The sequence below is a fragment of the Planotetraspora silvatica genome (genome assembly GCF_016863315.1).
Classification (GTDB): domain Bacteria; phylum Actinomycetota; class Actinomycetes; order Streptosporangiales; family Streptosporangiaceae; genus Planotetraspora; species Planotetraspora silvatica.
Genome location: NZ_BOOQ01000040.1, coordinates 1 through 12259 on the forward strand (window position 1 = coordinate 1; position 12259 = coordinate 12259).

The 12259-nt window shown below is 69.9% G+C and carries 11 protein-coding genes; 8 read left to right on the forward strand and 3 right to left on the reverse strand.

All coding sequences use genetic code 11. The features are described from left to right. Positions 1-254: 254 nt before the first annotated feature. The gene (locus Psi02_RS27550; RefSeq protein ID WP_203978583.1) at positions 255-1346 is read right to left on the reverse strand and encodes a DUF3866 family protein; all 1092 of its coding nucleotides are present in this window, start codon (positions 1344-1346) and stop codon (positions 255-257) included. A 39-nt stretch (positions 1347-1385) separates the two neighbouring features. Here Psi02_RS27550 and Psi02_RS27555 point away from each other — a divergent pair, with 39 nt between their 5' ends. The 8 genes from Psi02_RS27555 (at position 1386) to Psi02_RS27590 (ending at position 9585) form a co-directional block, all read left to right on the forward strand. Then, positions 1386-2354 carry a helix-turn-helix transcriptional regulator gene (locus tag Psi02_RS27555; RefSeq protein ID WP_203978584.1) on the forward strand — a complete coding sequence of 323 codons (969 nt, stop codon included), beginning with the start codon at positions 1386-1388 and terminating at the stop codon, positions 2352-2354. 7 nt (positions 2355-2361) lie between these two features. After that, on the forward strand, positions 2362-3315 hold the full coding sequence (locus tag Psi02_RS27560; protein WP_203978585.1) for a helix-turn-helix transcriptional regulator: 954 nt from the start codon (positions 2362-2364) through the stop codon (positions 3313-3315). Positions 3316-3451: 136 nt separating this feature from the next. After that, complete coding sequence (locus Psi02_RS27565) at positions 3452-3607, forward strand: hypothetical protein (protein ID WP_203978586.1); 156 nt, start codon at positions 3452-3454, stop codon at positions 3605-3607. 106 nt (positions 3608-3713) lie between these two features. Beyond that, positions 3714-4052 (forward strand): Sec-independent protein translocase subunit TatA, encoded by a 339-nt coding sequence (tatA, locus tag Psi02_RS27570; RefSeq protein ID WP_203978587.1) that lies wholly within the window; start codon positions 3714-3716, stop codon positions 4050-4052. Between the two features lie 48 nt (positions 4053-4100). After that, positions 4101-4976 carry a twin-arginine translocase subunit TatC gene (tatC, locus tag Psi02_RS27575; RefSeq protein ID WP_203978588.1) on the forward strand — a complete coding sequence of 292 codons (876 nt, stop codon included), beginning with the start codon at positions 4101-4103 and terminating at the stop codon, positions 4974-4976. A gap of 134 nt (positions 4977-5110) precedes the next feature. Continuing rightward, a complete protein-coding gene (locus tag Psi02_RS27580; protein WP_203978589.1) occupies positions 5111-6040 on the forward strand; it encodes a diacylglycerol/lipid kinase family protein in 930 nt (309 codons plus the stop codon). A gap of 77 nt (positions 6041-6117) precedes the next feature. Then, positions 6118-6753 carry a TetR family transcriptional regulator gene (locus tag Psi02_RS27585; protein WP_203978590.1) on the forward strand — a complete coding sequence of 212 codons (636 nt, stop codon included), beginning with the start codon at positions 6118-6120 and terminating at the stop codon, positions 6751-6753. Positions 6754-6870: 117 nt separating this feature from the next. Further along, a complete protein-coding gene (locus Psi02_RS27590) occupies positions 6871-9585 on the forward strand; it encodes a DEAD/DEAH box helicase (RefSeq protein ID WP_203978591.1) in 2715 nt (904 codons plus the stop codon). 109 nt (positions 9586-9694) lie between these two features. Here the strand turns inward: Psi02_RS27590 and Psi02_RS27595 are convergent, their stop codons facing one another. Further along, on the reverse strand, positions 9695-11149 hold the full coding sequence (locus Psi02_RS27595) for an RNB domain-containing ribonuclease (RefSeq protein ID WP_203978592.1): 1455 nt from the start codon (positions 11147-11149) through the stop codon (positions 9695-9697). A 45-nt stretch (positions 11150-11194) separates the two neighbouring features. Continuing rightward, a complete protein-coding gene (locus Psi02_RS27600) occupies positions 11195-12097 on the reverse strand; it encodes a 5'-3' exonuclease (protein WP_239095203.1) in 903 nt (300 codons plus the stop codon). Positions 12098-12259: the final 162 nt, after the last annotated feature.

Consider the following 12259-nt stretch of genomic DNA (forward strand, 5'->3'; position numbering starts at 1 on the left):
GACCGGCGCGTCAACCGCCCCACGCGAACATGATCGGTAGGCGAGCGGCCAACCGGGCCCATCTCGTGCACACCCTCGCAGCGGATGACGATCCGATGGGCCACATGGATCACGTCGCCCGCGTAAAAGGCATGCTCGTACGGCCTAGGAGGTCTACGAGGCCTATGAGAGGCCTACGAGGCCTGCGCCGGCCCCGCGGTCCAAGTGGGTTACGTGCCAAGTGGGTTACGTGGCCGACTCGGGCCACGGGCTCCTCATGCCGACGGGTGCCGCTTCTCGTCCAGCAGTGCCGCGGCGTGCCTACCGGCGGCGGCGGAGGTCAAGAAGTAGGCGAGATCCTCATCAAGGCCGCGGCCCATGGTGGACAGGCGCACGGGCGAGTCACGCAGGGCTTCGAGGAGGCCGTCGACGGGCACGTTCACGAGCTCGTGCCGTACCGCCAGGGCTGCCGCCTGCTCCCGCACCATCGCGCCGAAGGCGTCGGGGAGTTCCGGCACGACGACCTGCGCGGGGGCCAGCGCGACGCGGCCGTAGGCCGTGAGCGAGTGATGCGAGACCCCGATGTGCCGCTCCCGTTTGTCGCCCTCGCTGACGCGAAGCGCGGCCACGGGCCGTCCGGTCAGCACGGCGGCCGCGTTCACCGCCTCCCCGGCGGAGACGCCGGAGAACCCCCAGCGGGTGCCGGTGCCCAGATTGCCGGGCCCCTGCGTGACGATCGCGACGTCGGCGTTCAGCACATGCCTCGCGGCCAGCAACCCCGTGTGAAGCGTGACCGCCTCGACGTCGCCGCCGAACGCCTGCCCGACCGTCACCACGCCGCACAGCCACTCACGCGACCGCAGCTGGGCACACGACATCGAGAACCACGCAGGCAGCGCCCCGCCGTCGAGCATGACGTAGGCCACCCGCGCGTCCGGTCCGGCGGCGGCGTAGAAGCCACAGAGGATCGCGGGCAGGGCCGAGTGCAGGTCGGCGATCACGACGGGCATGCCGTCGAGCGAGTCCGCGTCCTTCAGGACCTCGTGATACGGCGAGTCCTGCTCGTCGGCGCCGAGCACGGTGGCCTGCAGCGGCGTGTAGCGGGCCTTGACCAGGTGGCCGGGACCGGAGGGATCTTCCGGCAAACGGTCGGGAACGGCCACCACCATGGCGTAACCTCCCGTACCGAGGCCCATGGCCAGCGCGGTCGTGTTGAGAAGCACGGTGTCGCCGGGCTCCGGGCGTCCCACCAGCGAGGGGTAGGCGAGCGCCCGGCACTCTCCTTCGGTGAGGGTGACGTCCAGCTCCATGGCCCCCGGCCATTCGCGCCGGATCCTGGTCACCTCGCCCTTGCGCCATCTGATCACGCCGAAAAGGGTAGCGTTCTCGATTGGAGGGGAGGCCCGATGTCGCGGCGGAAGACCGAGCGGCTGCTCAATCTGGTGATCTGCCTGCTCGCGACGCGGCGGCCGCTGAGCGCCGAGCAGATCCGGCAGGCCGTTCCCGGGTACGACCCGGACAATGACGAGGCCTTCCAGCGCATGTTCGAGCGGGACAAGACCGAACTGCGCGAGATCGGCATCCCCATCGAGGTCCACCGCGACCCCTGGGAGGACGACCCCGGCTACCGGATCGTACGGCAGGCCTACGAACTTCCCGAGATCACCCTGGAGCCGGACGAGGCCGCGGTCATCGGCCTGGCCGCCCAGGTGTGGCAGCGGGCCAGTCTCGCGGAGGCGGCCAGCGGCGCCCTGATCAAGCTCCAGGCCGGCGGAGCACCGGCCGACCTGGCCGAGAGCCCGCTCGAACTGCGGCTGGACACCCGAGACGCCGCCTTCCCCGCTCTGTGGGAGGCCGTACGAGACCGTCGCGCGGTCACCTTCGCCTACCGGTCGGCGGGCAGCGAGTCCGTTCTCACCCGGGTCGTCGAACCGTGGGGAGTGGTGAGCCGGGGCGGCCGGTGGTACGCCGTCGGCCACGATCGTGATCGCGACGCGCCCCGGGTCTTCCGCCTGAGCCGGATCACCGGTCCGGTGTCGCCCGTGGGGCGGCCGGGTGCCGTCACCGTCCCCGAGGGCGTGGACCTGCGATCCATGGTCGGCTTTCAGGAGGCGCCCAACGAGAGGGTGGCCCTGGTCAAGGTACGGCAGGGCACCTGTGCGGGCCTGCGGCACGCCGCCCGGGCCGTGCGGACGGGGCCGGGCGAGTGGGACGAGGCGGAGGTCACCTTCGCCGATCCCGAGCGGCTGGCCGGGTGGATCGCCAGCCTCGGCCCCGACGCCGAGGTCATCGACCCTCCCGACGCCCGGGAAGCTGTGATCCGCCGTCTGAAGGGCGCCTTCCAGACGGCCGGCGACCCGAGCTGTGAGAGGTGAGCGTCCGATGAGTTCCGACCGGCTGCCGAGGCTGCTCGCGCTCGTGCCGTATCTGATGTCGCATCCGGGCGCGGAGGTGCCGGAGGTGGCGCGGCTGTTCGGCCTCTCCGAAAAGCAGCTCATCGACGATCTCCAGCTCGTGTGGATGTGCGGGCTGCCGGGGCACACCCCGGGTGACCTGATCGACGTGTCGTGGGACGGCGGCGAGATCACGATCGAGAACGCCGACACCATCGCCCGGCCGCTGAAGCTGGGGGTGGACGAGGCGAGCGCGCTGCTCGTCGCGCTGCGCATGCTCGACGAACTGCCCGAGTTCGAGGGGCGCGACGTGCTGGCCCGGGTGATCGCGAAGCTGGAGCAGGCGGCGGGCGACGGCGCGGCCACGGTCAGCAGCCAGGTGCAGGTCGACATCGGCGCCGCTCCCGGTGCGCATTCGATGATCGCGGACGCGACACGGAGGCGCAGGCGGCTGTCCCTGCGGTACTACGTGCCGGGGCGCGATGAGATCACCCCCCGTGAGGTCGATCCGCTGCGGGTCGTCATGGTGGACGGCCGGCACTACCTGGAAGGCTGGTGCTACCGGGCCGAGGCCATGCGGATGTTCCGGCTCGACCGGATCCTCGATGTGGAGGTTCTCGACGTGGCGGCCGACCCGCCCGCGGAGGCCGAGCCGATGGACGTCACCGCAGGCGTCTTCCGGCCCTCGGACAGTGACGAGCTGGTCGAGCTCGAGCTCACCGCCGCGGGCCGCTGGGTCGCCGAGTACTACCCCTGCGAGGAGGTCGTCGAGCTGGGCGAGGGCCGCCTGCGGGTCTCGCTCCGGGCGCGTGACCAGTCCTGGCTCGTACGGCTCGCGCTGCGACTGGGCGACAGCGGCCGGGTGTCGTCTCCTGTGTCGCTGGCCGACCGGGTCAGGGAGACGGCCAAACAGGCGCTGGCGAATTACGATTCCGTGGCTTGAACGCACGCTCTGAACTCACGGCTGGAAGTCAGGCCCTGAACTCAAGGCTGGAGGTCAGGCCGCGAGGTCACGCGCTCACGTCACGGTCTGGAGGCGATGCGCCCACGGAGCCGTGAGGGCCGTTAGCATGGCGGGCATGTTCTGGATCTTCGCGGCGGTGGGTCTCGCGATGGCGGGGCTCGTCGTGCTGGGATTCCTGTCCGTCCGGGTCTTCGCCGCCGCACGTGGGCTGACTCGGGAAATCGACCGTAGCCGGCAGCGTCTGGCATCCTCGTCCGATCGTCCCCGGTGAATTCCGCATGGCCATCGGTGCAATCAGGGGCGGGCACGGGTGGCAGCGGTGCCAGGTGCGCGTACGATCGAGTGAGAAACGACCCCTGCGTTCTAAGGAAACTATGATGTCGAACCTCGGTCCGACTGAGCTGATCATTATCGCTGTGGTTGTGCTCTTGTTGTTCGGGGCCAAGAGGCTTCCCGACACCGCAAGGGCCCTTGGGCAGTCGCTCCGGCTGTTCAAGAAGGAGACCAGCAATATGAAGGACGACGTCGAGGCTCCCACGGTCGTGACGACCCAGGCTGAGCCCGTCGCCCCGCAGCAGGTCACCGCGGCGACTCCGTCGGTCGAGGACCGCCTGCGCCTCCTGGAGGAGGAGAATCGCCGGCTCAAGGCCGCTTCTGAGCCCACGGTCAACGGTGCCCCCGCCGCGCAGTCGCAGAATGACCAGAGGTCCAGCTGATCGTCGGGGCCTGCCCCTGGCCCCCATCCCCGGAGCAGGATCACTGACATGGCGCTGCTGAAGCGGGCGAGCTCGAAGGCTCCCACCGAGGACGACGGCCGGATGTCGCTCATGGACCATGTCCGCGAGCTGCGCAACCGGGTGGTCAAGATGATCTTGGCCGTGATCGCGGGCACGGTGGTCGGGTTCATCTTCTTCGACCCGATCTGGAAGTTCATGACCGGGCCGTTCTGCCGGTTGCCCCAGGCGTACAAGATCACCAATGGTGCCAGTTGCAGTCTCGTCGTCAACGGCGTCCTCGACGGTTTCTTCATCAACCTGAAGGTCGCCATGATCTTCGGGGCGGTCGTGAGCGCGCCGATCTGGCTCTACCAGCTCTGGGCCTTCGTCACGCCGGGTCTCTACCAGAACGAGCGACGTTACTCGCTGGGCTTCCTCGGTCTGGCGGTCCCGCTGTTCGGAGCCGGTGCCGCGCTGGCCTATCTCACGATGGACCGGGGGCTCTCCCTCCTGCTGGGCTTTGTGCCCAGCAACGCGATCCCTCTCATCAACGTCGACGACTATCTCGGGTTCCTGATCCTGATGCTCGTCGTCTTCGGTGTGTCGTTCCTGATGCCGCTGCTCATGGTGTTCCTCAACGTCGTCGGTGTACTGAAGTACTCGCTGGTGTCCAAACACCAGCGGATGATCATCTTCCTGCTGTTCGTCTTCGCCGCGGTGGCGACGCCCAGCCAGGACCCGTTCACCATGCTGGCCCTGTCGGCGCCCATGGTCGTGCTGTTCTTCGTCGCCGAAATCTTCATGTACTTCCACGACAAGAAGAAGGACGCGGCCGAGGCGGCAAGGCTGCGGGCACTCGAGGAGGAGCTCGACGGGCCGTCGGCGCCTGCGGACTCGGTGGATTCGGCCGGCACGAGAGACTAACCGGGGGACTGGCCCGAGGATCCGGCGCGGAAGAGGCAGTTGCAGAACCAGCAGTCACAAAAGCAGCTGTCACAGGACCAACTGAACAGCTGCGGGGACTGGTCCGCGCCGGGTTCCTGCAATAAGTTCCGGATGTGTCCGGAGAGATCGTTGTTCTGGTGAACCCCGCCGCCCGAGGCGGCCGCACGATGCGGCTGCTCGATCCCGTCGTCCAGCGGCTGAGGCAGGGCGGGCGTCCGGTATCGGTGATCGTCGGCACATCGCCGGAGGACGCTCTCGAGCGCGCCCGTTCCGTCGTCGCGGACGGCCCGGACGCGCTCGTCGCCTTCGGGGGTGACGGGCTGGTCCACCTGGCTCTTCAGGCGGTCGCCGGAACGGATGTGCCCCTCGGCATCATTCCGGCGGGCACCGGCAACGACATCGCAGGCGCCCTGGGCATCTCCCGCCGCGATCCGATTGCCGCCGCAGGCATCGTGACCGAAGGCCGTCCTCGATTGATCGACGCCGCCAGGCTCGGCATCGGTTCTGGTTCTGGTCCTGGTTCTAGTGAGGATGGCGGCGAGTGGTTCGCCGGAGTCCTGGCCTGCGGGTTCGACTCCCGCGTCAACGAACGGGCCAACGAGATGACCCGCCCTCCCGGCATGGCCAAATATGTGGTCGCGCTGATGCGGGAACTGCGGTCGTACGCGCCGATCCCGTTCCGGGTCACGCTGGACGGCGAGGTCATCGAGCAGGAGGCCGTGCTGGTGGCCGTGGCCAACACCTCCTCGTACGGCGCGGGCATGCGGGTCTGTCCCGATGCCCGCCCCGACGACGGCCTGCTCGACGTACTGATCCTGGGAGCGATGTCCAGGGGGGAGTTCCTCCGGACGTTTCCGCGCGTCTACCGGGGCAGTCATCTCAGCCATCCAGCCGTGACGGTCAGGCGCGCCCGCAATGTGACGATCGAGGCGCCTGACGTGATCGCCTACGCCGACGGAGAACGGGTCGGCGCTGCCCCGGTGTCCTGCTCGATCGTCCCCGGCGCCCTCCGTGTCCTCGCTCCCTCTCCCACGGGGGAATGAGGCGCCTAGACTGGGCTAAAAATAAACTGAGTCAATATTTATATCGGGAATAAATATCGACCTGGTACGATAATGGTGTGAGCGACGGTCTGAGAGAGCGCAAGAAGCTCCAGACGCGGCGTGCGATCTCCGGCGTCGCTCTCGAACTGTTCCGTGAGCGGGGCTTCGACAACGTGTCCGTCGCCGAGATCGCCGCGAAGGCCGGAATCTCCAAGATGACCGTGTTCAACTACTTCCCGGCCAAGGAAGACATCGTTCTCGGGCCGCTGGAGGAGCACGTCGGCGATCCCGCGGCGATCGCGGAAGGCAAGGCTCCGGGGGAGCCGGTCGTCGCCGCCTTCAGACGGGCGTTCCTGGAGCGGCTCGAGGGCAGAGCGCCGGAGACCGGGCTGAACGACGACCCGGCGCTGCTCCAGGTGCTGAACCTCATCAGCGAGACGCCGCCGATGGTCGTCCGCATATTCGGCTTCCGGCACCGCAGCGAGCAGTTGCTGGTGGAGGCGTTACGCGACCCGGCGGCCGGGCCGCACGATCTGCGGGCGCGGCTCGTCGCCGGTCACCTGACGGGCCTGTGGTACACGTTGCAGGGAGAGAACGTGCGCAGGATCATCGGCGGCGAGCGGGCCGGCGAGGTCTACCCGGACGCCGTCGCCGCCGCGAACCTCGGATTCGATCTGCTGGCGGACGGTATCGGCGATTACGGCGCGTGGTGACGGGCGGTCCGGAATCCGGATATCGGTAGGGTTGACCCATGAACAAGCGGGCCGAACGAGACGACGGTGATGGACAGTCCCCGAACGCTCGGACGAGCCGCTAGTCGAGGAGAGAGTATGAGCACGCCAGCGGAACGCTACGCCGCATTCCGCCAGGAGCAGACCGGGCACGGGCCCGCTCTCGCCTCGTTCCGCGGACTGTACGACTTCGATCTCGACGAGTTCCAGCTCGACGCCTGCCAGGCGCTGGAGGCGGGAGACGGCGTCCTGGTCGCGGCCCCGACGGGGTCGGGCAAGACCGTCGTCGGCGAGTTCGCCGTCCACCTCGCCCTGGAACAGGGCCGCAAGTGCTTCTACACGACGCCGATCAAGGCACTGTCGAACCAGAAGTACAACGACCTCGTCAAGCGGTACGGCGCCGCCAAGGTCGGCCTGCTGACCGGCGACAACAGCGTCAACGGCGAGGCCCCGATCGTGGTCATGACCACCGAGGTCCTGCGCAACATGCTCTACGCCGGGTCGGCCACCCTGGCGGGTCTGGGCTACGTCGTGATGGACGAGGTGCACTACCTCGCCGACCGGTTCCGCGGCGCCGTCTGGGAAGAGGTGATCATCCACCTGCCCGAGTCGGTCCGCGTCGCCGCCCTGTCCGCCACCGTCAGCAACGCCGAGGAGTTCGGCGAGTGGCTCGGGGAGGTCAGGGGCGACACCACGGTGATCGTCGACGAGGTCCGTCCGGTGCCGCTCTGGCAGCACATGCTGGTCGGCCACCGGATGTACGACCTGTTCGTCAACGAGGGCGACGACACCCTGCGCATCAATCCCTCGCTCATGCGGATCTCCCGCGACGAGATGCGCCTCGCGCAGGTGCGCGGCAAACGGGGATACAACCGGCCGGGGCGGGTCAACGGGTCCAGCCGATCGGACGTGATCGAGAAGCTCGACGCCGAGGGCCTGCTGCCGTCGATCACCTTCATCTTCTCCCGGGCCGGCTGCGACGCCGCGGTCATGCAGTGCCTGGCCGCCGGCCTCCGGCTCACCTCGGAGACCGAGCGGCACGAGATCCGCCAGATCGTCGACGAGCGGACCGCGCACCTGCCCGACGAGGATCTGGCCGTCCTCGGCTACCTCGAATGGCGCGACTGCCTGGAACGCGGGCTCGCGGCCCACCACGCCGGCATGCTCCCCGCCTTCAAGGAGGTCGTGGAGGAGCTGTTCACCAAGGGCCTGGTCAAGGCGGTGTTCGCGACCGAGACCCTGGCCCTGGGCATCAACATGCCCGCCAGGTCCGTCGTGATCGAGAAGCTCGACAAGTGGAACGGCGAGACGCATGCCGACCTGACCCCGGGTGAGTACACCCAGCTCACCGGCAGGGCCGGACGGCGCGGCATCGATGTCGAGGGTCACGCGGTCGTGTTGTGGCATCCGGGCACCGATCCGCTGAGCGTGGCGGGGCTGGCCAGCACCCGCACCTACCCGTTGCGGTCGAGTTTCCAGCCGTCGTACAACATGGCGGTCAACCTGGTCGGACAGGTCGGCCGGGAGCGGGCGAGGACGCTCCTCGAGGACTCCTTCGCCCAGTTCCAGGCCGACCGGGCCGTGGTCGGGCTGGCCCGGCAGCTCCGCAAGGCCGAGCAGGCCCTCGAAGGCTACGCGGAGGCGATGACGTGCCATCTCGGCGACTTCCAGGAGTACGCCGGGCTGCGCCGTCGCCTCTCCGACCGGGAGGCCGAGCTGTCCCGCCAGCGCGGCGCGGCCAGAAGGGCGCAGGCCGTGCAGTCGCTGGAGGCGCTGAAGCCCGGTGACGTCATCCGGGTGCCCGGCGGGCGTCGGGCGGGCCTGGCCGTCGTCCTGGACCCGGGGACGAGCATGCGCGGCGAGGGGCCCTCGCCGCTGGTCCTGACCATCGGCAAGCAGGTGAAGAAGTTATCGCCCGCGGACTTCCCCGTGCCGGTCGAGCCCGTCGACACGATCCGGATCCCGAAGAACTTCAACGCCCGGTCGCCCAAGGAGCGGGCGAACCTGGTCTCCACGCTGCACGCCAAGCTCGGTGATCGCGACCTCGGCAAGCCCGCCAGAGCGCGTGACCACACGACCGAGGACGAGGAGATCGGGCGCCTGCGCGTGGAACTGCGCCGCCATCCGTGCCACGGCTGCGACGAGCGGGAGGACCACGCGCGCTGGGGGGAGCGCTACCACAAGCTGTATCGGGATACCGAGGCGTTGCGGCGCCGGGTCGAGGGCCGCTCCCACGTGATCGCCCGCACCTTCGACAAGGTGTGCGGCGTGCTCGACCAGCTGGGCTACCTGGAAGAGGAGAGCGTCACCGAGGAGGGCAGGCGCCTGGCCAAGCTCTACACCGAGCTCGACCTGCTCACCGCGGAGTGCCTGCGCGCCGGGGTCTGGGAGGGCCTCGACCCGGCCGAGCTCGCCGCCTGCGTGTCGTCGCTGGTCTACGAGGCCCGGCAGTCCGACGACGCCCGCAGCCCGAAGATCCCCGCGGGGGCGGCCAAGGAGGCGCTGGCCGCGATGACCCGCCTGTGGGGCGAGCTGGAGGGCATCGAGCAGGACCACGGCCTGTCGTTCATCCGGGAGCCGGACCTCGGGTTCGCCTGGTCGGCGTTCCGGTGGGCCAGGGGGCACACCCTCGACGCGGTGCTGACCGACGGCGACATGGCGGCCGGGGACTTCGTCCGCTGGATCAAGCAGCTGCTCGACCTGCTCGCGCAGCTCAAGGATGCCGCGCCGAAGGGGAGCAAGGTCCGCTCGAACGCCGTCAAGGCGATCGACGCCATGCGCCGGGGTGTGGTCGCGTACTCCTCCGTGTCATGAGCAGCAGATCATGAGCGGCGGGTCATGAGCGGCGGGTCATGAGCGGCGGGTCATGAGCGGCGGGTCAGGTGTCGTGATCAGGCTGTGAGAGCCTTCCCGGCTCGCCCGCTCAGGCCAGGGCGAACCTGACCTCGCGGGTCGCCGGGTCCGCTCGCGTGAGCCGTACCCGGACCCGCTCGCCGAGCGGCAGGTCGTCGCCGTCGCAGCGTGCGACGACGGCCGGGTCGGTCACCTGCACCTGCCCGCCGGGTCGGCCCTCGTCGACGTCGATGACGACGGCGTCGAACGACTCCCCGAGACGGCGGCGCAGGACGGCGGCCTCGACGAGGTCGACGCACGCGCGTTCGACCCCGTTGGCCCGCCTGCCCGCGACCGACATCTGCTCGGGGAGCACGGCGAGGGCCTCCTGGACCCGCTCAGGTACCGGCTCGCCCGCGGCGACGGCCACGCACACCTCGGTGGCGTAGCGGTCGACCAGGCGCCGCAGGGGCGCCGTCACGTGCGCGTACGGCGCGGCCACGGCGGCGTGCGCGGCGATCGGCGGCGGTGAGCCGTCGAAGGCGGCGTAGGCGGCGCCCCGGAGCAGGATCGTCGACTCGCGGAGGAACGCGGCGTGGCCGGGGATCTTGGGATCGAGGTCGTGGACGACGTCTCCGTACGACGCGCCATCGGGCCACGGCACGCTGAGCGCGGCCGCCACCCGGCGGGCCTTCGCGATGTCCCGCGGCGAAGGGGCGGGCAGGACGCGCAGCACCCCGACTCCCGCGTCGAGCATCAACTGCGCCGCCGACATGCCGGTGAGCAGGGAGATCTGCGCGTTCCACGCCTCGCAGGGAAGGGTGGCGCGGAACTCGAGGGCGTAGCCGGCACCGTCGTGGACGACCTCCTGCTCGGGCGTCGGCAGGCTGACGCCGCCTCTCGCCCGCTCCAGGGCGAGCCGCAGCGGGCCGACCTCGGAGAGCAGCTTCAGGGTGCCTTCCGCCCTGCCGGTGTCCACGGTCGCCTGCACGGTGGCGTAGTCGAGCCGCTCGCGGCTGCGCACCATCGCGCGGCGCAGGTCGACGCCGACCATCTCGCCGGCGGAGTCGAGGTCGACGCACCACAACACCGCGGGGCGGGTCTGGCCCGGGAGCAGGCTGGCCGCGGCCTCGGACAGGACTGTGGGGTGCAGCGGGACGCGGGTGTCGGGCAGGTAGACGGTCTCGCCGCGGGTCCGCGCCTCCAGGTCGATGGCCCCGCCGGGGTGGACGAACGCGGCGACGTCGGCGATGGCGTACCAGACCCGGTAGCCGCCCTGCCGCTTCTCGATGCACAGCGCCTGGTCCAGGTCCATGGAACCGGGCGGGTCGATGGTGACGAACGGCAGATCGGTGCGATCCTCACCGGGCGCGGCCAGGTACCGCGCGGCCCGCTCGGCCTCGTCGAGCACGGCGGGCGGGAAGGTCTCGGGCAGGTCGAACTCACGGCGGATGCGGGCCAGTCCGGCGGCGAGGTCGTCACCGTCCGGTCGGTCCGCTCGCTTCGCTGCCTGCTCGCCGGTGAGGCGGATGGTCGTGTGCGGCACGCGGTCAACCTACTCCTGAGCGTGCCGTCCGCGCAGCGGTCGCCGTCACCGGTCGGCGAGTGTGGCCAGGAGGCGGTTGAGGGGACCGTCGAGGCCGTAGCGGTCGGCGAGGGCGACCAGGCGTTCGGGGTCGCGGGGCTTGGCCGGGCAGGTCAGGTCGAGGTCGGGGACGGGTGCGTCGCGGGCGACCTCGACCACCCCCGGCGCCACGGCGAGATAGTCGCGAGCCGCCGCGAGCTTGGCGCGCGCCCCGGCGGGGAAGCCGTCGGTCACTCCGGAGTCGAGCGCGCTCATCAGGGCGGTGAGGGAGCCGAACCGGGTGATCAGGGCGGCGGCGGTCTTCTCGCCGATACCCGCGACGCCGGGTAGGCCGTCGCTCGGGTCGCCGCGCAGCGTGGCGAAGTCGGCGTATGCCCGGCCCGGGATGCCGTACTTATCTGCGACAAAAGCCTCGTCGACCATTTGAAGGTTACGAATGCCCCTTACTGTGTAAAGGGCCCGGCACGGCTTCGCGTCGTCGACGAGCTGGAAAAGATCACGATCGCCGGTGACGATGTCGACGGCGCCGGACGCTCTGGTCGCCAGCGTGCCGATGACGTCGTCGGCCTCGTATCCCGGGACGCCGATGCGGGCGATGCCGAGCGCGTCGAGGACGTCCTCGATGACCGGCACCTGGGGGACCAGGGTGTCGGGCACGGACTCCTCGTTGCCGGTGGCCACCCGGTGGGCCTTGTACGTCGGGATGGCGGCGACCCGGAACGCCGGCCGCCAGTCGGCGTCCATGCAGGCCACGAGTTCGGTGGGGGAATGTTGCCGGACCAGCGTGGCGATCATGTCGATGAGCCCGCGGACCGCGTTGATCGGCATGCCGTCGGGCGCGGTCATCGACTCCGGGATGCCGTAGTAGGCGCGGAAGTAGAGCGACGGGGTGTCGAGAAGCAGCAGCACCCGTCCATTGTCACGCCTCCGTCACGCCCCGCGCCCGGGAGCGGCCGGAACGGAGGCAGAACCGGGCCAGAACCGGGCCAGAGCGGGTTCAGGACGGGGCCAGGACGGGTTCAGGACGGGGCCAGGACGGGGCCGGAACGCAGGATCAGCACCTGATCAGCG